This is a genomic window from Cryobacterium flavum (assembly GCF_900103805.1).
GTDB classification, from domain to species: Bacteria; Actinomycetota; Actinomycetes; order Actinomycetales; family Microbacteriaceae; genus Cryobacterium; species Cryobacterium flavum.
The window spans coordinates 31,538-50,219 of sequence record NZ_FNIB01000009.1; the positions used below are offsets into that span (position 1 = coordinate 31,538).

The following is an 18,682-nucleotide window of genomic DNA, read 5'->3' on the forward strand; positions in this document are numbered from 1 at the left end:
GGATTCTCTGTGCGCCCAGGTGCCCGACGCCGCCTTCGCTCCGCAAGCCACCAGCTACCGGTCGAGCGGCTGCTTCCGAATTTCGCTTGGCGCCAGCCAATCGATCCGATAGATCGGTTTGTTGGTTGTGAACCCCGGCATGCCTTCCTCTGGATCCAGTCCCGCCCAGGTGACGGTGGCCCGCTCACCAACCGCGAAAATGAAGGACGAAACTTCGTGAGCTCGCCCGTCACCCCGATATTCGTAGGCCTCCGTTTCGAGCACCGGCCCGTGCGCTATCCGCGCGCCATCGCCGTTCAGCCACACAACCACGTGATCCGCTTTGGAGAACGCACGATAGATCCCAGCTGGAGAGCCGGGGAGGAGGGTGGGAACTGACTGAGCGACGCATTCGATGCTCTGGACCGTGCCTTGGTCGAACATGGCGGTTCCCTCCCGGACTTCGACCGTCATGGGCCACCGGCCGCCAATTCGAAGCTGCACATCAATGATCCAGGCGCCGGCCCAGCGCACAGCGGGCCGGAGCCACGGTTCGGGGAAAGCGCGTGCAATCCCGCCGGGACCCATCAACACTCGGACCAGCGGCCGGCCAGCGCACTGAACCAAGTACTCGCCGACCCGGGTCTTGGCATCGATCCGCGATTCGTAGGTCATGACGTGGGCCGAGGTTGAGGGCCGAGGATGCGGACCGCATTCTCGATGACGATGCCGCCGATGAAGCAGCCACTCTCGAGGTTGACGACGGCCGGTGACCCAATCTCGAAGAAGGCGCCACTGCTCGGCTCCCACCGGGCGCCGGCGCGAACGGAGGCCGAAGCACCGCCATCTTCGTGGAGCGCGTAGAAAATCGGCTCGATGGTCGTAGCTATCGCATAGGCATGGAGGATCGGCGGACGTTTCATGAGAGGGTCATGCGCGGCAGCGAGGGTGCCGCGCATGATGGTCGCATGAGAATCCCACCGGTCTTTGATCGCAGCCACCCGGTGCCCGCCGGTGTCCGGCCTGGCTTTTGGGAGCTTCGGTCGATCTGGGTAGCCGAGGACCTCGGCACGCTGACCGGCCCGAGCAGCGGCACGCTGATCCTGCCGCCGCACCTTCAATGGTCAAGTCGGCGGCCAGTGCGGCTGGATGATCCGGCTTCGGTAGGGGAGTGGTATGCGTGCGTAATGCGAGAATCTTTGAGCGCTGAGGACCTCGCGATCCTGAACCGTGAATTGTTCCTACGGGTTTGGCCGGATCTGTTTCTGCCGGGCAGGATTCGGGCCGCGTGGCAAAATTCGTTCCCAGAGCTGCGTTGATCTGATGGGGGAGTGCTCGGGGCCGCCCTTGGCACGCCCGAAAATTCGGTAAGCCCTCCGCGCATGTGGCGACCATGACTACTACCGCCGACCCGCTCACCCTCCTAAATTTTGCGTTTGACCCGGAGCTCGGGGCGCTGCTCGATGTGATGCCGGACGAGCGAAGCTGGTGGTGGACGGCTGCGCACACACCGATCGAGCACACGGCGTGGTCGGCCGTTTTTCTCCACGACCTCGTGTCCGTCGTCAACGCCCGAACCGGACTCCCGTGGGCGGTCTGTGGCGATACGGGCTCGGGGCGCTGGTTCCAGGTTTATGGCGAACCGGACGCCTGCACCGTCGAGCTTTCGATTCCTGGAGATACGAACGCGATGGCGGTACTCGGGATTCCTGGTGGGAGGTCAGAGATGGTCGCAGTGTTCGGCGGGGAGCACACCGTCGTGGTTGAGCGCCGGCAAGTGTTGACGCTGGCGGCGGCCCATGCGGCTTTAGATTCTTGGGTGCTCGGGCTTGGCCGTGTTCCTGAAGGCTTCGACGTTCGACGCGTCCATTATTGAGAGGCCGGAACGGCCCTCGCTAAAACGGTCGAATTTGGAATTGTCCGCGCATGTACGCCTCAGGAGCCAAATCGAGTTCCGGAAGTAGTCCCGATATCGGCTCACTCCCGGAATCGGCGAATGGCGTTTTAGAGATCGGATCGACATGGCACTCATCGGATACGTGAGAATTTCTACGGTTGAGCAGAAGACCGACCTCCAGTACGACGCACTGAAAAAAGCCGGTGTGACCAAAATTTTTGAAGACGTCGGGATCAGCGGTTCGGTTGCCGTCCGCCCAGGTTTGACAGCAGCGCTCGCGTTTCTTCGCGACGGCGATCAGCTTGTGACCGTCCGCCTGGACCGCCTTGGGAGAAATACGTTAGCGGTCCTGCACCTGATGGAGGACCTGGATGCAAAGGGCGTGACGTTCCGTTCTATTACGGAGGGCATCGACTCCGCGACGCCGGCCGGCCGCATGCTGCAAACCCTGCTCATCTCTTTCGCAACCATGGAGCGGGAGATCCTGATCGAACGAACGAACGCCGGACTTCGAGCAGCACGGGAGCGGGGGAGAGTCGGCGGTCGACCGCGTGCGTTGAACGATGCCAAGACCGAACTAGCCAAAGTCATGTACAAGCGTGGGTCTACTGCGCGCGAGATCGGCGCCGAGCTTGGCTGCTCACGCAGCGTGGTGTACCGAGCTCTTGAGCTAAACCCGGCTTAGTCCTTCCACTTCACTTCGATCAGGTCCGGGTCGAACCTCTTGCCGGACCCTGCCGGCAGGATGGTGACCGTCAGGAGGTCAGTAACAACATCTCGTTGTGCGTCGATCGGCAGAGCGCCCCAGTTTTCGCGTACAGCACCACCGTCGGTGAGTGAAGAGAGCAGTGTGCGCGGGCGGGCTCCGTCCAATTTGCGCTCGGCATCTGCTCGCCGGAGTCGAAGCTTCTCCGTACCCCATTTGAATTGCTCTGCGGTGCAGAGGTCATCCGTGAACCGGTCGACCAGGAGAACCAGTTTCGCGTCGATAGCCTCGATCGAGGCCTGCGCTTCATCTGCCAGAACGGAATCGCCGGTCTGGTGAAACGTAGCAGCGTCAGGCATGGACAGCCGGGCAATGATCAACTCGACGATGAGTTCGTCGACCGCCTCTTGGTGGCGCCTGACTTTGTAGCAGTCTGCGCAATTGTAAGAAGGAGGCTGACGTTTGATTGCACCGGTCCGCTTGCTCACGACCTCGCGCCCGATCTGCCGGCGCATTGGGCCATCGCATAGCCCACAGATTGCTAAGCCACTCAGAAGATATTTGTAGCTGGATCCGGAGAAGTTACTTCGTCGGCTCGGGTCTTTCAGCAGCGCCACCAGCCGATCGTGTGTGGCTGTGTCGTAGAGCGGCTCGGTCGTCGACGGTCCGAGCACCTTGCCTTGATACTGGCGGAGACCGGCATTGGTCGGCCGTAACAGGATCTGCCTGAGAATCGTCGAGTTCCACTTGACGGCCTTGGGGCCGTGGATGCTGCGGACGTTGAAGTCGGTGACAATTGAGCGGAGCGATTCGCCTTTTAGCGTTCGCCGTGCCGCCTCCCGCACGATCTCGCCGTGTTCCTGGTGGATGATGTCACGGCCGATCCTGCTGGTGATGCCATTGACGTCGACCGGCTGGACTCGCGTGTAACCGTACGGGCTGAAACCGTGTGGCTCGCCGAGCTCTGCCTTCTCCAAGAATTTGCGTTTGAGCCTCTGGCTCATCTTGCTGGTTTCGTAGGAGGCAAGAGCACCCATCGTCCGCGCCAGCATGCGATCCTCTTGGGTGGCGATGTGGATGCCGCCGCTCACCGTCGCCATCTGGAAGTCATAGACGTCGGCCAGCGCGATTATTACTTCAAGCTCTGCCGGGCGCCTGGTGAGCCGGTCGATGCTGTAAATTACGACGGCGTCGATTCTCCGCAGCGCGATGTCCGCTAGCATGCGCTCGTACTCCGGCCGACGCTTCGAGCGGGTGGCGCTCACATCGTTGTCGACGTAATACGCGACAACATCCCAGCCTTTTTCGCGAGCGACCTTCTCGCAGTCCTTCTTCTGGCGTCCGACGCCGAGAGCTTTACCGCCTGCGTCTTCACTGATCCGGGCGTAAATTCCTGCTCTCATATATTGCATCATAGTCCGGGCACTAGTCCTGTGAGATTGGTCATTTTTCCATGGCGAATTGCGACAGCCATCGTCCCAACGTCTCCGTGCTGAGGATGACGACACCCCAGTAACGACCGCCCTCGATCACCCTTGGTAGAAAGTAGAGAAACGAGGACGGCTTATGGGGCGTTCTCCCGGGTATCCGGAACTACATGCACAAAAATGCGAGGACTGGGACGTAGCTGTGATGTGAGCGCACGTACAACAGATTGGCACACCTTGGTCTCCCATCTTGGATGAGCCGCGCTCTATGTGAGCTTGTTGGCGGTCATCGCTAGTCCACTAAGAAGAACCTCCAGTGTCTTTCGCGCCGCCAGGCAGGCTTACGTGAAGGTTCGTGCTTCGTGGACCGAGAGCGGATGGTGAATGGAGTTCGCGGTCGACCGTGAACTCATTCGGCCACTTGTACCCCCTTCTGAATGAAGGCAACCGTCTCACACGCCAGCGCCACGACACATCGAGAATCCAGATAGCGATTACTAGGAGCAACACTCCAGCCATTGTGAACCACGGACCCCAGAATCCTCGATCGGCCAGCCACCTAAAAGGAACGAGCGCCCATGTCTCACCGGGCTCGGACGCAGGCACGGAGTTTAGGAGTTCCCGAAGGGGCGGCACTGCGACCAAGAGAGCGATTAGAGTCGCCGCCGAGGTGACCCACCACGCCCGCCGCGACGCACGCTCGGCGCTCAGGGTCGCGTACGCTGACGCGGAGAGGTTGAGCGCCGTCTCAATGGTTCGCCGGATGTCGGGTACCCCAAATTCTTGTAGAACGTGCCGCACGACATCCCGTGCTTCGCCAGATCGCAGATCGCGTTGCCTCAGCTCAGAGAAGATGCGCACCGCCCCGCGGTATCGAGCACGCATACTCCTCTCACCGAGAGCCATTTGCGAAACGTGTTCTTCCATGGTGTGGAGCCGCATGTACTGCAACAGTGCATACTCGAGCACTAGGACAGTATCCAACTCGGCTACTCCTCTCGGAGCAGCGCCCCTCCATTGGAAGTGGACCGCTGAGCCCAAACCGGCATACAGGGACCGGTCTCGCCCGAGCGAGAGATCTCGCGGGATGGCGACGTGCGGGGCAACTTCTCGCTCGACTGATCCCCGGATGGCAAGACGAATCAAGTCGTCTCGATGAGTTTGCTTCCATTCTTCGGGATTGCAGCACTCGTCTGCATCGAGAATGGCGAACGGATAGATGACCCAATGCCGATAGGAACGCTTGATGATCGCGAGTACTGCACTCAGGTGTATTTCCAACAGCTGAGCCATGGAAATCGGGGTCGGGTGCTCGATAGTTCCGAGTGGCTGCCCAGCGTCGACTTCGCCGCTCGAGTAGTCGGCAACTTGTTCCCATTGAGTCCCCCGAAGCAGCGGTTTGGACATTTGGGAGCGCAGGAAGAGCTCTTCCGGTCCCCACATCATCGCGAGCGCTTGGCGGACGTCCAGCGTCGTCTGGGCACTAAGAACTAGGTCCAGTTGCACCACGCCGGACTCATGCAGCAGCAGCCGTGGTTCGAAGACGACGTGATGCTGTTCCTCCGATCCGGGTAGAACAAAGTCGTGATAACTCTCACGTAGCATCAGCCTGACAAATCCATCTTCGTCACGGTCCGGCCCCCCGAAAAGACGGGCGTCGCTGAGACGTATCGCGACGGAGACGACTTGACGGTCTAAGTAGAGCCGCTCGGCTTCGGCGAGCACATCCAAGAAACTCGACTTGTCATCGTCGATTTCGGCTCCCTCGGCAGCCTGCTCAACCGATCCTTCGTGCCTCCCTTCCACTGGATCTCCTCGCTTCTTGTTCCAGGTGAATCGAATGCTCGGCAGCACGCGACGGATAGTGAAGAACGGGTGCAAAGCGAGAAGGACCAAGAGCCTTCCTTCCGAGGGAGACTCGGCGAATTTCTTGAAACGCGGGGAAATTTTCGTCGTCACCCACTTCGCGTGAAGGTACTGGATGCCGAGGCGCGGGAACCGCAGCGCGAATGCGAGAGCACTCCGCCATGAGCCCGTGACATCTGCTCGCTCGTGCAGCATCGCCATCGCGCGAACACTTTTCAACTGTCGGGCTTCCTTGCGCAAACGGTGAGAAACGCGAATGGCTGTCTCAGACGGCCAAGCTGCCGACACGGCGAGTTCAGCGTCCAAAAGCTTGCGCACTGAGCGCGCAAGGTTTGGGTCGCCCCGCAGCGACGCTGTGAGGAGAAAATGTACTGACGCAGATTTCAAGGACGGAGTGTGTGGGGCATTCTCGCGGACCCCGAACGCCGCGCGCACGCGACGCCATGTCCAACTTGAGTCGCTGTTCTTTGGATTCATGTCGCGACTCTCAATTTAGGCGTTCCTCAATGTCTTTGTCAGGTTGAGCCTCGTGATGAACAGTTGCTTGGTCATCGCTTGCTTCCGACGCCAATGGTGCGGTTGGGATTGGGATTGGGATTGGGATTGGGGTTGGGGTTGGTGGCGATTGAGGCCTGAACTGCCACTCGCACCCGTTCACTTGCGAGACCTCGCCTTGCTGGGGACTAGGCGTGCTCGGCTTCGCGGGGCACATTCAATGGCGCTCATGGCGCTGCGGCGGCATGCTTAGGCGGACCTGTTGCCCGGGGAGAATAGATGGACAGCGCCTTGCAGATCGAGGACCTGGGCATTCTGGAATGCTTGTTCCAAATTGAGATCGATTTTTGCCTCTTTCATCCCCGGAGCTCGATAGAAATGCCTGACGATGAAATCGACAAAGACGCTTGGCGTAACAGGGGCACTCACTGGAATACGGCAGTTTTGGTATTGTCCGAGCGTCAGGTGGGCGGCGGGGTGTTGCAGGCCGTTCGGAACTCCGTCGCGGACGTCGTAGTCAATGCGAATCGGAACTGAGACTACTTGGTATCCAACCATGTCAGCGTAGAGCGTTTCATGCAGGTATAGGTCCGGGTTTGTCTGAAACTCAATCAAGCTGGGTGAGGGGAGGAACGCCAACCTGTGCCTGAGCAGTTTCCCGCTGGCGATCTCGTAGCTCATTTGAATCATTGCCTTGTCTAGAAAGACAAAGTTAAACGCACGCTGCCGTGCCTGTTCTGCGTAAACGACCGCGTATGGAACTGACTTCAGCACGCTGCTGTTCACCGGAAACCTCGTCGTCACGTGCTCCACCCCGCTTTCATGGTGGAGAGCTGGCCACTCTTGGTCATCGACGAGGCCTTGCCTAACAAGTTCAGTTGTCAGGCGCGTGATCGTCGAGTGGAGATCGCGCGCTGACGGTTCATTCGTTGGCACTGTCCCGCAGAATTTCAAGCAGTCGACCTCTGACCGTTGGATCTAAATCGTCGGCATAGATGCGTTCCTTCTCGAGATCGTCGAGAAGGGCCATTGCCGAAGTTCTCTGTCGAGAAACGTTCGCTTGTTGTTGGGGCGTAAGCTCGCGGTGCAACAGATTCAACTTTGCTCTTTCGGGCTCCGTTGGATATCGGAATTGAAGCGTGAACGCATTGGCCTCAACATGCTTATACTCGGCAACCAATTGATCCATTAGAGGGCCAACGCCGACCACCCGCACCCATGCTTTACTGCGGGTGATGGCCGTGAACAATCGATTCCTGATTGCCGACAAGTTCGCTACTGCATCCATCCCCTCTTGGGCATTCACTACGTAGACCATTCCAGCTTCATTGCCCTTAGCGCGGTGGATGCCTGTGAACGTAATGGATTCGTTATCCCGGTTGAAGAACACATCGGCGGAGGTGTCGACACCCGCCAGGTGGTTGGGAACGCCAGCGGCAAGGAGGCGGGCGCGAAGGGGCGACAAGTTATTGCGGGCTGTAATACCATTCGGGTTGATCACGACGACGTCATCGTACCGAAGCTCGTCGTCGCCGATATTCTTTTGGATCTCGTTTGCCACCCATTCGTCTTGCGCCGCTTGGGACTCAAAGGAATGAAACTGGATCAAGTCGCTAAGGGGAGAAATTCTCTCCAGGAAAGGGGGACTAGATTCCGGGGTTCTGGCAAGGACGACATCATCGTTCTCGCGCAGTTGCCCGCTCTCGATCGAGTATCCGATGTCTGTCCAGAGATGGGGGTTGTCGAAAAGCTGGACGAGGCCGGTACTTTGGCCGAGTGGAGGTTTTCGGTAGATGCCGAAGCCAAGGGCATGGGCACTCACCAGAACGGGCCGTGAATTTCTATAGCACTGCCTCAGCACTATGTCGCGTGCTGTTTCGTCGCTGGCGCCGGCGACCTCGAAATCGACGTGGGGGCGGCCTTGGGCGTCTGACCCGAAAATCTCGGTAGGAGATGGCAGTCCTCGGCCGTTCAAGCTCTGCAGTTCATCGTATGCGTACACCAGCCGTTTAGAGGGCTGCAGCATCTCGAAGCACATCTTTAGGAACGCCGGCGGGAGGTCTTGGGCTTCATCGACAAGGATGACGTCGAAAACGGCATTCGGTCTTTTGCGTTCTTCTAGAGCAAGCGTGCATGCGTCTTCGAAAGCATATTGAGATCTGAACTTTTGCGATGCAGCACCAAAGTTGAAGTACTGAGCATCGTTCGTTTCGCAGAACGTGCTGTATATGCCGCTCTTTTCTCCGCCTCCCAGGCCACCCCAGGCGTTGAGTATGCGGAGGTTTTCCCAGTTGGGTTCTTCCCCAGATTGGTCCAGACTGAATGACGTGATGAGCCGACGAAATTGATCCTTAAGTGATCTGGTGTTGAAAGTTACCGCAATCTTCCAATCCGGATTGCGCGCGTGCAGATACGCGGCTTTCAGGGCCAAAACGACGGTCTTGCCGCTGCCAGCGAGACCCCGGATACGCTGGACGCCCTCTATCGTCTCGATCACTGCCTTACTCTGCAGATGGTCGAGGGTCGCGATCGACAGTTCAAGCTCTGCCAGTTTCGCTCCTCGGGAGGCCGGATTGGCGGCAGCTCTTGGAGTACGTGATTTCCGCAATGTCGTCAAGTTCTGTATTGCCGAGAGCACTGTTGGGTAGTAAGCCGTTTGCTCGATGCTCTGGGGGAGCGACTGCATGACCGCCCCCAAAGTGGCGCTATCCGCGAGGAAGTAGTCGTCGTCTACTGCGGAAGCATCGGCCGATGCCGCCGGGGAATCAAGTCTCAAAGCGGGCGCGAACGTCAGCGTGCTGATATTTGGAACCAGACGGCGCTTAGAAACAAGGCCTTTGTGTTGGAGGAGTCTCGACAGGAGGACCCTCTGGAGTTCGTCCTGCCTGGTGGAATATCCCTCAGGATCGCTTCCCTCAACTAAATCGAACACGACGACACCATGATTTGGGGAGACGAGCAGGGCGTCTGCAAAACCCAAGTCAGATTGAGCCAACAGAATGGGGAATCCGGTATACAGCTGGCCCTCGAGGTCTGGAAGGTTCCGAAGTGCTGCAACAAGGGCCGCCGTGGCCACGGGTTTGGACGTGCTGCCGTTCACGACGTTTATGGCCATGGCTCGAATCTAGCGGATCACCCAGGTCCGGCTGCTCCCGGAAAGCAGACAGATCTCCGACCTGTGCGCCTTTATGATCTGCCCGCGCTGTCAAGATTACATTTTAGTTCCTTGACGAGCCCACTGGTCTTTCTGATTTTGCCGATGACCGTTCTGTTCGCAGTTTTTCCCGGGCTGGTTGTTCTGCAGGCCGGGTTCTGAACGCACCGCCCGTACCTCCCTCCCACCAGAAAAGAGAATGCTATGAACCGAATCATGCTTCGCCTCCAGGGTCTGCTTCGCGATGAAACGGGTGACGTGCCCGGCTGGGTGCTGATCACGTTAATGACGGCCGGATTGGTACTCATAATCTGGGGACTCGCCGGCCCCGCCCTCAGCGGGGTGTTCCAGCAGGCCATGGATCGCGTCAGTAGTTTCTGACCGGTCGGCGTGGACAAACTCGGTAACCGGATGCGACACCTCGCCTGGCCCGGCCCTCAGCGGCTGCGGGACGAGGCTGGTTCCGCCGTGGCCGAATTTGTCATGGTGGTGTCGCTGCTGACCTTTCTGACGCTCATGGTCATGCAGCTGGCCCTCGCGCTGCACATTCGCAACACCGTGCTCGACGCTGCCGCCGAGGGTGCCCGCTACGCGACCCTCGCCGACAGCAGTCTGTCCGCGGGGGCAGAGCGCACGCGCGATCTGATCACGACGGCCATTGGCGCGAGCTATGCCACCGATGTCGTGGCCCAGTTCGGAGTGAGCGCCGGGTTTCCCAGTGTCGAAGTGCGGGTCATCGCACCGCTGCCGCTCATGGGGCTGCTCGGTGCTCCGCGCGGATTGGAGGTGGTCGCTCATGCTGCGGTCGAATCGTTGGAATAGCCGCTCTGAGGCTGGCTCTGCCTCACTGGAGTTCATCACGGCCGGGATGATTCTGCTGGTTCCCCTGGTCTACCTGGTGCTCGCACTGTCAGCCCTGCAGGGTGGTGCTCTCGCCGTGGAGGGCGCCGCCCGGCAGGCAGCCAGGGTCTACGTACAGTCCCCGGACGAGGCCACGGCCACGGTGCGTGCCCGCCGAGCCGTCGCGTTCGCGCTCGAGGACTACGGCCTTTCGGCCGGGGACGCCGAGGTGCAGATCGAGTGCGCTGGCGGTTCGAGTCACTGCCTGACTCCACGGGGGCTCGTGACGGTCACCGTGCGCATCGGCATCGCGCTGCCGCTTGTGCCGGATCTGCTCGCCCTGAACCAGAGTGCGAGTGTGCCCATGACTGCGGAGTCGTCGCAGCTCGTGTCCCGGTTTGGCAGCCTCGGATGAGAAGACGTCTGCCGCCCGCGTCGAACGAGGACGGCTCCACCCTGCTGCTCATTATTTTCTACGGCTTTCTGGCGCTTTGCCTCGTACTCGTGGCCCTGTCAGCGACGTCGCTCTATCTCGAACACAAACGGCTGCTCGGCCTCGCCGACGGTGCGGCGCTCGCCGGGTCCGAGGCGTTCACCCTCGATGCGGTTCAGGTCGGGGTGCTCGGGCCGCGGCCATCGCTGCGCTCGGACGACGTTTCCGCGGCGGTCGATGAGTACCTGCGGCTCGTTCCGCACGACTCGTTCGAGGCGCTGGCCGTGACGAGCGCGGTATCCGCTGACGGGCAGAGCGCGTCGGTGACGCTGCGATCCTGGTGGCGCCCACCGGTACTCACCCTCGTCGTGCCCGACGGCGTGCCGTTGGAGGTGACGGTGGTCTCCCGAGCGGTCTTTCACTAGTTCTGCCCGTGAGGTCGCGAAAAGTCGCACTGGTAATTTCAGAATAGAAGCGTACGATGCACAGAAACGTAGTCGACAATGGAAGCCTCCTACCTCGTAGGGGGCTTCGCGTTTTTGCAGGAAGTCGACACTCGTGCCGACCCCGGTCCCGGTTGGTAGTGCCGGCGATCTCGGGTCGTCGTTCATCCGGGCTGGTCGCCGCCGGATGACGTGGCCCAGGATGGCGGCTGAGCAACACCAAGATCGGCTGTGAAATCATGGATGCACTACTGGACGCTCAGATTGTGGAGCAGCTCGACTTCGAGTCCCTTCTCCCCTGTGAGGGAGTGCACCACGACCGCGGATTGAGTGGTCATGATCCGGCCGAGTCGGGCGGTTTCATGGTGATTTCACCGTGCTGCGGTCCCAAAGTGATCCAGTGTTCCTCGCGCGTTGACGCGATGCGGGTGTCGGGCGTGCTGTACTGCGGTGATTGCCAGCACGAGCACCTGACCAGCGAATACCAGTTCATCCCGCTGCAACTGTAGACCCAAGTTTGCGCCCGCATTTCAGAGCGGATGCCGCGAGCGGTACTGTCGGGAGGTGCCTCGACGGCGCCGACAGGAGCAATGTGCGTACCAGGCGGGACAAACTGAGCGGTGCGGGAGCTCAGCTCGCCACCGAGGTCAGCATCAATTTCGGCTCCTCACTGGCCGGACTGCTCATTCCGGTCGTCGGTTCGCCCATCGTCGTCGCGGCCCGCCAGATCGTCATGGTCATCGTCGTGCTGCCGCTCGCCCGGCCCCGGCTGAGAAATCTGACCTGGGCCCGAATCTGGCCAGCGCTGGCCCTCGGCGTCGTGCTGGCCGTGATGAACCTCACCTTCTACCAGGCCGTCAACATGCTGGGACTCGGCATCGCGGCGACGATCGAATTTCTTGGACCCTTCGCCCTGGCCCTGGTCACCAGCCGCCGCATCCTGGACTTCGTGTGTGCTGCGGCCGCCGCCGGGGGAGTGTTCCTCTTGACCTGGTCGGACGGCACGCTCGACCCGCTCGGCATCGTGCTCGCGCTCACCGCGGCGGCCTCATGGTTCTGCTATATTCTGCTGACCCGCAAGGTGGCGACCGAATTCGCCGGCCTCGAGGGTATCTCGATCGCCAGCCTGGTCAGCCTCGTGATCGTGGTGCCCATCGCCCTGTTCACCCTGGATCTGTCGGCCTTCACCTGGGGTATCGTCGGGCTGCTGCTGCTCGTGGGCGTAGTCTCCTCGGCCTTTCCGTACACCCTCGACACCTACATTTTGCGTCGGATCAGCCCCCGCCTGTACGCGATCATCACCAGCTTCGGCCCGGTCATCGCGGCCGGTTTCGGCGCGCTCGTGCTCGGTGAGACCTTCACCCTGCTGCAGCAGATTGCCATCGTGGTCGTGTGTGTGGCGGCCGGCGCGGCCATCGCGACCCAGCGCGACCGGCCGACGTCCGACCTCGAGCTGACCGCGACCGCCATTCCCTGAGCCGGTCTCAGCTGCGGGGGCCTATCGGGCACTGGTGTCCGGCCGTGCTATTCGATGCGCAGGCCCAGGTGGGCGGCGAGCAGCGGCGCCAACAGGCTCAGCTGGGCGTCATCGAGGGTGGCGCCGCGCAGTCCTTCGAGGCCGTGCACGGCCGAGAAATCACTGGAACGCAGGTCGACATCTTTGAGCTTGGCACCGCCGACATCGAGCGTGCCGATGCGGCAATTCTGCAGTTCCAGGCGCTGCACGGTGGCACTACCGAGGTCAAACTCCTCGATGATGCAGTTGCTCAGGAGTACATCGGTGAGCGTGGCGTTGCGCAGGTTCACGAAATCGAGCTTCGAGCCGTCAATGTGCACCGACCGGAGTGTCGCCTCGTAGGCCGCGACCGAGCCAAGCCGGGCGTGCTCGATGCGCACGTCCCGCCAACTGGAGCGCGGCGCGCTGAACACCGGTGCGTGCAGGTCGGTCATGAGGCACTCCGCGAAGGATGCCCCGCGCAGTTTGGCCTCGTGCAAAGGCACCTTGCCGAATTCGCACTCCCCGAAGGAGATGCCGGTCAGGTCGCGGCCATCGAGGTCGACGTCCGTGTAGCGTTCGGCCTCCCGACCGTCGCCGGAGCGCAGCTGCGAACCGTCGTCGTCGGTCAGGTCAGGCAGGGTGATGCGGTCGATGGACGCCTTGCGGGTGCTGGGCACTCTGTGGGTGCTGGCCTTCGCCACCCTCAGGCGGTGGGTTCGAGTACGAAGACGGGAATCTCGCGGTCGGTCTTGACCTGGTAAGCCGCGTAGTCGGGGAATGCCGCCACGGCGCGCTCCCACCAGACGGCCTTCTCGTCGCCGGTGACCTCGCGGGCGCGCATGTCCCACTTCTGCGGGCCGTCCTGCAGCTCGACCTCGGGGTGCGCCACAACGTTCGCGTACCAGACCGGGTTCGTGGGGCTACCGCCGAGCGAGGCGACAGCGGCATACTGGCCGTCGTGCTCAACGCGCATAAGCGGCGCCTTGCGCAGCTTGCCGCTCTTCACGCCGACGGTCGTCAGCACGATGACGGGCATGCCGCGCAGGGTCGTGCCCTCGGTGCCGCCGGACTTCTCTATCTGGTCGACCTGGTCGCGCACCCACTGGGAGGTGCTTGGTTCGTATTCTCCGATGAGGGGCATGCCTGCCGTAACGCGCCGGCCGCCGGGAACATTCCGCCCGGCTGGCCACGGCGAGTCGTACTTGAGTCGAGACACTCCTGGTAACGCGGCCTGGGCAGCATAACTCCTGCAAATCGTGGGCCTGATTTGCGGATGCCTGTAATCTCCCGAGAGTCTTCTGGCCGGCGCGCAAATTGCAGGAGTTATGCTGCCTGAGTAGGTGGAGTGGGGTATGGCAGGTTGGCTAGAGCAGGCGGCCAGGGCGGTGCGGCGCGTATCGGGGAATGTAGCGGCGCAGCAGAACGGCGCCACAGAGGCCGATAGCTCCCATGACCCCGCTGGCCACCGACAGGGACACGAGGGCGGTGATCCCAGCCACGGCCAGCGGTGCCGCGGCGCTGCCGAAGTCGGCGGTGAACCGCCACGCGCCGAGGAACGGTGCCGGATTCGGGCGCGGCGCCAGGTCGGCGCCGAGCGTCATGAGCAGGCCGCTGCCGATCCCGTTGGCCAGCGACAGGAACATGGCCACGCCGATGAACCACTCCACGTTGCTCGGCAGGTCGTGGGTGAACGCGAGCGCCAGGTGGCCCGCGCCGAGCCCGATCATCGAGGGCAGGGCGCTCCAGATGCGGCCGAACCGGTCCATGATCTGGCCGCTGACATAGAACAGGGCGAAGTCGATTGCGCCGGCGATGCCGATGATCAGCGCGGTGTCGGGGGCGCTGATGCCGATGCTGACCGCCCAGAGCGGCAGCATCACCGTGCGGCTGGCTCGCATCGCCCCGATCAGACCGGCGCCGGTGCCGAGCCGCAACAGTACTTCACGGTGACTCCAAATGGTCTGGAATAATCCCTGCACCGGCACGGCCGGTCGCGCCGTTCCGGTGCTGCTGATGGCGCCCGTGCTTGTGTCGGTGGCGTCGAATACAGTCTCATCAGCGGACGGAGTGGCGAAGGTTTTCGACGGGTCCGGCAACAGCAACAGCATGACCGACGCGCCGACGCAACAGACGATGAACACCCAGAACACGGCCTGGGTGCCACCGGTGAGGTGAATGAGTCCGGCCGAGAGAAAGGGGCCTACGAACCAGCCAGCCCGAAATACACCGCCCAGGGTCGAGAGCGCCCGCGCTCGATAGACCAACGGCACATAGTTGGTCATGAAGGCGTGCCGGGCCAGGGCGAAGATCGCCGTGGCCAGTCCAACCAAAAAAATACCGAGACCCAGCACGAGCGGGTTGGGAGCCACAATGCAGACGATCACGGCACCGATGGTCAGAGCGGATGCCCCGATCATCGCGTTGCGCTCGCCGATACGCGAGACGATCCATCCGCTGGGAATGTCACCGACGAGTTCGCCGAGCATGACCATCGCCGCGATGACGCCGGCGATGGCGAGAGACGCCCCGAGATTGCTCGCCACCACCGGAATCAAGGGGATGATCGAGCCCTCACCGATCGAAAAGAGCAGGGTCGGCAGAAACGCCACCAGGGCGACCGAGCGCAGGCTGAAGGGGCGGTCGGCGTTGCTCATCGGTTTCGATGCTACTCCCGGCGACCCGGCCCCGCCGCAAACTTCGCCCGGTAGGCTGAACGGAACATGATTGACTTGGATTTCTCAGTACAGATCGCCGCGCTGCGGACCACGTTCGGCGACATCCGCTCGGTGATCGACATTGATCGACTGCGCGCGGACATCGACGACCTCAGCGGCGAGGCTGGCATGCCCGATTTGTGGGACGACACCGACCACGCCCAGAAGGTGACCAGCGACCTCAGCCACCGGCAGGCGCAACTGGCGCGCATCGAGAGCATCACGACCAGGCTCGACGACCTCGAGACTCTCGTCGAGATGGCCAACGACGGCCAGGGCGATCAGGAACTGGCCGATGAGGCCACCGTCGAGCTCGCGAGCCTGCAGAAACTGCTCGGCGAGCTCGAGGTGCAGACCCTGCTCAACGGTGAGTTCGACGAGCGCAACGCCGTCATCACCATTCGCGCCGGCGCCGGGGGAGTGGATGCCGCCGACTTCGCCGAGATGCTGCTGCGTATGTACCTGCGCTACGCCGAACAGCATGACTACCGCACCACTGTGCTCGACATCAGTTACGCCGAAGAGGCCGGCATTAAGAGCGCGACCTTCGAGGTCGACGCGGCCTATGCCTTCGGCACGCTCAGCGTCGAGGCCGGCACCCACCGCCTCGTGCGGATGAGCCCGTTCAACTCGGCCGGCAAACGGCAGACCTCGTTCGCCGCGGTCGAGGTGGTGCCGTTGATCGAGCAGACCGAGTCGATCGAGGTGCCCGACGGTGACATTCGCGTGGATGTCTTCCGCTCGAGCGGTCCCGGCGGCCAGTCGGTCAACACGACGGACTCTGCCGTGCGCATCACCCACCTGCCCACCGGCACCGTGGTGAGCTGCCAGAACGAGAAGAGCCAGATTCAGAACCGCGCCGCCGCCATGCGCGTGCTGCAGTCGCGCCTGCTGGTGCTCGAGCGCGAGAAAGAGGCAGCGACCAAGAAAGAGCTGGCCGGCAACATCACCGCGAGCTGGGGCGACCAGATGCGCAGCTACGTGCTCGCGCCCTACCAAATGGTCAAGGACCTGCGCACCGAGTACGAGGTGAACAACCCCAGCAACGTCTTCGACGGTGACCTCGACGGATTCATCTCGGCCGGCATCCGCTGGCGCAAGAAAGCTCCCGAAGACTAAACGGATGCTGAGGCTTCGGCCCCTCGGGTATGTCGCTGTAGGGAAAACGCCAACGGATGCCTAGGCTCTAAGAGCTATGATCCGTTTTGATCACATAACCAAGAAGTACCCCGGCACCACTCGGCCGGCACTGAACTCGATCGACGTCGAGATTTTGCGAGGCGAATTCGTCTTTCTGGTCGGCGCCTCCGGATCGGGCAAATCGAGCTGCCTGCGGCTCGTGCTCAAGGAGGAAAAGCCCACCAGCGGCAGCATTCACGTGCTCGGCCAGGACCTACGGTCGATCTCGAACCGCAAGGTGCCCTACTTTCGCCGCAACATGGGCGTGGTCTTTCAGGACTTTCGCCTGCTGCCGAACAAGACGGTGTTCGACAACGTCGCGTTCAGCCTGCAGGTGATCGGCAAGAGCCGCGGCTTCATTCAGGAAGCCGTGCCCGACACCCTCAAAATGGTCGGGCTGGCCGAAAAGGCCCAGCGCCTGCCGCACGAACTCTCCGGTGGTGAGCAGCAGCGCGTGGCCATCGCCCGCGCCATCGTGAACAAGCCGCAGATTCTGCTGGCCGACGAGCCCACCGGAAACCTCGACCCCACCACGAGCGCCGAGATCATGTCGCTGCTCGCGAGCATCAACGCGGGCGGCACTACCGTGATCATGGCCACCCACGAGGCCGGCATCGTCGACAAGATGCAGCGCCGCGTGATCGAACTCGTGAACGGCGAGATCGTGCGTGACGAACGCCAGGGCGGCTACGCCACCGCTTCTATTCCCGTCGTACTTCCCGCAGCCATAGCGGATGCCCCCACCAGCGCCCCCGCGCCCGTCGCGTCGGTCTACGCCCGGCCGGCTGCTGCACCCGAACCAGCGTTGACGCATCCGTCTGCCCCGGTTCCGGAGACCAGCGTGTCGCTCCACCAGGCTGCGGCAGCTGCCGTCGCGGCGGCGTCGACCGCGGAGCCCGAGCCGGTCGCCGCGACCCGCGTGGCCCCGGTGCCCGCCGTCGACGACGAGGTTCCGCCGATGACGCGCCCGGTGCTTCCGGTTGCCCCAAACGATGCCCCAGAGCAGCTCACCCTCGCCGAGAAACTCGGCCTGCGGGCGCCGGGGGAGAAACCCGACCAAACGGGCGAGCAGAACGTGGGGCCGACCCGATGAGGCTCGGTCTGGTGCTGTCCGAGGCTGCGAACGGTCTGCGGCGCAACGCCTCGATGGTCGTCTCCGTCGTGCTCGTCACCTTTATCTCGCTCACTTTCGTCGGTGCGGCCATTCTCATGCAGATGCAGATCGGCCAGATGAAGAACTTCTGGTACGACAAAGCTCAGGTCGGCATCTACATGTGCTCCGACATCTCGCCCGGCGAAACCTGCACCGGCGGCGACGCGTCGCCGGAGCAGATCGCCGCGGTCGAGGCTCAGCTGAAGTCGCCGACACTGGCGCCGTTCATCGACAACTACTATTTCGAGACGCACGAGCAGGCGTTCGAGAACTTCAAGAAGCAGTTCGCCGGCAACCCGGTCGCCGACTATGTCACGGCCGACCAGCTCAACCAGACCTTCTGGGTGAACCTGAAGGATCCGTCGCAGTCGGCGGTGCTGGTGGAGAGCCTATCGGGGGTCGCTGGTGTTGAAAATGTCGCTGACCAGCGTAAATACCTTGACCAGATCTTCTCAGTGCTCAACGTGGCCAGCTATACGGCCATCGGAATCGCCGGTTTGATGCTGATTGCGGCGGCGCTGCTGATTGCCACGACCATCCGTTTGTCGGCGTTCTCCAGGCGGCGAGAACTCGGCATCATGCGGCTGGTCGGTGCCAGCAACCGCTTCATTCAGACACCGTTCATTCTGGAGGGCGTGTTCGCTGCCCTGCTTGGCTCGCTGCTGGCGGGAGGTGCGATCGTGGCGCTCGTATACTTCTTCGTGCAGGGCTATCTCGGCGCGAGGCTCACCGGCTTCGCCCTGGTCGGCATGGATGATGCGCTCGTCGTGGTGCCGATCCTGCTCGTGGTCGGTGCGGTGCTGGCCGCCTTCTCGGCGAACTTCGCGATCACCCGCTACCTCAAGGTCTAACGTTTAAGCGGATGCCGCTAGACTGGTGGGCTGTCTGCCGGATCGGC

General features: G+C 62.0%; 21 protein-coding genes. 12 read left to right on the top strand and 9 right to left on the bottom strand.

What is annotated here, in order from left to right:
- Positions 1–54: 54 nt before the first annotated feature.
- Both BLS91_RS13840 and BLS91_RS19965 read right to left on the bottom strand, forming a co-directional pair.
- On the bottom strand, positions 55–654 hold the full coding sequence (locus BLS91_RS13840; RefSeq protein ID WP_092341357.1) for a hypothetical protein: 600 nt from the start codon (positions 652–654) through the stop codon (positions 55–57).
- Positions 651–938, bottom strand: a complete 288-nt coding sequence (locus BLS91_RS19965) for a hypothetical protein (RefSeq protein ID WP_134505273.1) — start codon at positions 936–938, stop codon at positions 651–653. Before BLS91_RS19965 ends, BLS91_RS13840 begins: the two co-directional genes overlap by 4 nt.
- A 9-nt stretch (positions 939–947) precedes the next feature.
- Between BLS91_RS19965 and BLS91_RS19970 the strand changes: the two genes are divergently transcribed.
- The 3 genes from BLS91_RS19970 (at position 948) to BLS91_RS13855 (ending at position 2,561) form a co-directional block, all read left to right on the top strand.
- A complete protein-coding gene (locus tag BLS91_RS19970) occupies positions 948–1,298 on the top strand; it encodes a hypothetical protein (RefSeq protein WP_134505272.1) in 351 nt (116 codons plus the stop codon).
- 74 nt (positions 1,299–1,372) lie between these two features.
- Complete coding sequence (locus BLS91_RS13850) at positions 1,373–1,855, top strand: hypothetical protein (protein ID WP_134505271.1); 483 nt, start codon at positions 1,373–1,375, stop codon at positions 1,853–1,855.
- Positions 1,856–2,000: 145 nt separating this feature from the next.
- Positions 2,001–2,561 (top strand): recombinase family protein, encoded by a 561-nt coding sequence (locus BLS91_RS13855; protein WP_092341360.1) that lies wholly within the window; start codon positions 2,001–2,003, stop codon positions 2,559–2,561.
- Here the strand turns inward: BLS91_RS13855 and BLS91_RS13860 are convergent.
- The 4 genes from BLS91_RS13860 to BLS91_RS13875 all read right to left on the bottom strand — a co-directional run bounded on the left by BLS91_RS13860 (position 2,558) and on the right by BLS91_RS13875 (position 9,485).
- The gene (locus BLS91_RS13860) at positions 2,558–3,985 is read right to left on the bottom strand and encodes a recombinase family protein (protein WP_159433868.1); all 1,428 of its coding nucleotides are present in this window, start codon (positions 3,983–3,985) and stop codon (positions 2,558–2,560) included. The two genes, BLS91_RS13855 and BLS91_RS13860, sit on opposite strands and share 4 nt — an antisense overlap.
- Before the next feature lie 324 nt (positions 3,986–4,309).
- The gene (locus tag BLS91_RS19975) at positions 4,310–6,352 is read right to left on the bottom strand and encodes a hypothetical protein (RefSeq protein ID WP_159433869.1); all 2,043 of its coding nucleotides are present in this window, start codon (positions 6,350–6,352) and stop codon (positions 4,310–4,312) included.
- Positions 6,353–6,619: 267 nt separating this feature from the next.
- On the bottom strand, positions 6,620–7,156 hold the full coding sequence (locus BLS91_RS13870) for a DUF2290 domain-containing protein (protein WP_159433870.1): 537 nt from the start codon (positions 7,154–7,156) through the stop codon (positions 6,620–6,622).
- Positions 7,157–7,292: 136 nt separating this feature from the next.
- Complete coding sequence (locus tag BLS91_RS13875; protein WP_092341364.1) at positions 7,293–9,485, bottom strand: DEAD/DEAH box helicase; 2,193 nt, start codon at positions 9,483–9,485, stop codon at positions 7,293–7,295.
- Positions 9,486–9,740: 255 nt separating this feature from the next.
- Between BLS91_RS13875 and BLS91_RS20220 the strand changes: the two genes are divergently transcribed.
- From BLS91_RS20220 to BLS91_RS13900, 6 genes are all read left to right on the top strand, one after another.
- Entirely contained in the window at positions 9,741–9,905 is a 165-nt protein-coding gene (locus BLS91_RS20220; RefSeq protein WP_167552439.1) for a hypothetical protein, read from the top strand.
- Between the two features lie 9 nt (positions 9,906–9,914).
- On the top strand, positions 9,915–10,346 hold the full coding sequence (locus BLS91_RS13880; RefSeq protein WP_338061591.1) for a TadE/TadG family type IV pilus assembly protein: 432 nt from the start codon (positions 9,915–9,917) through the stop codon (positions 10,344–10,346).
- Positions 10,321–10,779, top strand: coding sequence for a hypothetical protein (locus tag BLS91_RS13885; protein ID WP_092341365.1), 459 nt, complete (start codon positions 10,321–10,323; stop codon positions 10,777–10,779). The genes BLS91_RS13880 and BLS91_RS13885 overlap by 26 nt, the downstream gene beginning before the upstream one ends.
- On the top strand, positions 10,776–11,222 hold the full coding sequence (locus BLS91_RS13890) for a pilus assembly protein TadG-related protein (protein WP_092341366.1): 447 nt from the start codon (positions 10,776–10,778) through the stop codon (positions 11,220–11,222). Before BLS91_RS13885 ends, BLS91_RS13890 begins: the two co-directional genes overlap by 4 nt.
- A gap of 284 nt (positions 11,223–11,506) precedes the next feature.
- Entirely contained in the window at positions 11,507–11,749 is a 243-nt protein-coding gene (locus BLS91_RS13895) for a hypothetical protein (RefSeq protein ID WP_140425691.1), read from the top strand.
- Between the two features lie 83 nt (positions 11,750–11,832).
- Positions 11,833–12,717: an EamA family transporter gene (locus tag BLS91_RS13900; RefSeq protein WP_092341368.1), complete on the top strand. Its 885-nt coding sequence runs from the start codon at positions 11,833–11,835 to the stop codon at positions 12,715–12,717.
- Positions 12,718–12,764: 47 nt separating this feature from the next.
- On the opposite strand, the gene BLS91_RS13905 is transcribed toward BLS91_RS13900, so the two are convergent.
- From BLS91_RS13905 to BLS91_RS13915, 3 genes are all read right to left on the bottom strand, one after another.
- Positions 12,765–13,415, bottom strand: a complete 651-nt coding sequence (locus BLS91_RS13905; RefSeq protein WP_104130266.1) for a pentapeptide repeat-containing protein — start codon at positions 13,413–13,415, stop codon at positions 12,765–12,767.
- A gap of 26 nt (positions 13,416–13,441) precedes the next feature.
- Positions 13,442–13,879 (bottom strand): nitroreductase family deazaflavin-dependent oxidoreductase, encoded by a 438-nt coding sequence (locus BLS91_RS13910; RefSeq protein WP_092341370.1) that lies wholly within the window; start codon positions 13,877–13,879, stop codon positions 13,442–13,444.
- A gap of 223 nt (positions 13,880–14,102) precedes the next feature.
- Positions 14,103–15,392 carry an MFS transporter gene (locus tag BLS91_RS13915; RefSeq protein WP_092341371.1) on the bottom strand — a complete coding sequence of 430 codons (1,290 nt, stop codon included), beginning with the start codon at positions 15,390–15,392 and terminating at the stop codon, positions 14,103–14,105.
- Positions 15,393–15,458: 66 nt separating this feature from the next.
- Here BLS91_RS13915 and prfB point away from each other — a divergent pair, with 66 nt between their 5' ends.
- The 3 genes from prfB (at position 15,459) to ftsX (ending at position 18,635) form a co-directional block, all read left to right on the top strand.
- The gene (gene prfB, locus BLS91_RS13920; protein WP_092341372.1) at positions 15,459–16,571 is read left to right on the top strand and encodes a peptide chain release factor 2; all 1,113 of its coding nucleotides are present in this window, start codon (positions 15,459–15,461) and stop codon (positions 16,569–16,571) included.
- Positions 16,572–16,647: 76 nt separating this feature from the next.
- A complete protein-coding gene (ftsE, locus tag BLS91_RS13925; RefSeq protein ID WP_092341373.1) occupies positions 16,648–17,724 on the top strand; it encodes a cell division ATP-binding protein FtsE in 1,077 nt (358 codons plus the stop codon).
- Positions 17,721–18,635 carry a permease-like cell division protein FtsX gene (gene ftsX / locus BLS91_RS13930; RefSeq protein ID WP_092341374.1) on the top strand — a complete coding sequence of 305 codons (915 nt, stop codon included), beginning with the start codon at positions 17,721–17,723 and terminating at the stop codon, positions 18,633–18,635. Before ftsE ends, ftsX begins: the two co-directional genes overlap by 4 nt.
- The last annotated feature ends 47 nt before the right edge of the window (positions 18,636–18,682 follow it).

Bases quoted from the DNA above. Each gene is read 5' to 3' on its own strand.
- BLS91_RS19970 (WP_134505272.1), top strand. From the start codon at position 948: ATGAGAATCCCACCGGTCTTTGATCGCAGCCACCCGGTGCCCGCCGGT.
- BLS91_RS19965 (WP_134505273.1), bottom strand. From the start codon at position 938: ATGCGCGGCACCCTCGCTGCCGCGCATGACCCTCTCATGAAACGTCCG.
- ftsX (WP_092341374.1), top strand. From the start codon at position 17,721: ATGAGGCTCGGTCTGGTGCTGTCCGAGGCTGCGAACGGTCTGCGGCGC.
- BLS91_RS13840 (WP_092341357.1), bottom strand. From the start codon at position 654: ATGACCTACGAATCGCGGATCGATGCCAAGACCCGGGTCGGCGAGTAC.
- BLS91_RS19975 (WP_159433869.1), bottom strand. From the start codon at position 6,352: ATGAATCCAAAGAACAGCGACTCAAGTTGGACATGGCGTCGCGTGCGC.
- BLS91_RS13860 (WP_159433868.1), bottom strand. From the start codon at position 3,985: ATGAGAGCAGGAATTTACGCCCGGATCAGTGAAGACGCAGGCGGTAAA.
- BLS91_RS20220 (WP_167552439.1), top strand. From the start codon at position 9,741: ATGCTTCGCCTCCAGGGTCTGCTTCGCGATGAAACGGGTGACGTGCCC.
- prfB (WP_092341372.1), top strand. From the start codon at position 15,459: ATGATTGACTTGGATTTCTCAGTACAGATCGCCGCGCTGCGGACCACG.
- BLS91_RS13910 (WP_092341370.1), bottom strand. From the start codon at position 13,879: ATGCCCCTCATCGGAGAATACGAACCAAGCACCTCCCAGTGGGTGCGC.
- BLS91_RS13855 (WP_092341360.1), top strand. From the start codon at position 2,001: ATGGCACTCATCGGATACGTGAGAATTTCTACGGTTGAGCAGAAGACC.
- BLS91_RS13875 (WP_092341364.1), bottom strand. From the start codon at position 9,485: ATGGCCATAAACGTCGTGAACGGCAGCACGTCCAAACCCGTGGCCACG.
- ftsE (WP_092341373.1), top strand. From the start codon at position 16,648: ATGATCCGTTTTGATCACATAACCAAGAAGTACCCCGGCACCACTCGG.
- BLS91_RS13850 (WP_134505271.1), top strand. From the start codon at position 1,373: ATGACTACTACCGCCGACCCGCTCACCCTCCTAAATTTTGCGTTTGAC.
- BLS91_RS13885 (WP_092341365.1), top strand. From the start codon at position 10,321: ATGCTGCGGTCGAATCGTTGGAATAGCCGCTCTGAGGCTGGCTCTGCC.
- BLS91_RS13915 (WP_092341371.1), bottom strand. From the start codon at position 15,392: ATGAGCAACGCCGACCGCCCCTTCAGCCTGCGCTCGGTCGCCCTGGTG.
- BLS91_RS13890 (WP_092341366.1), top strand. From the start codon at position 10,776: ATGAGAAGACGTCTGCCGCCCGCGTCGAACGAGGACGGCTCCACCCTG.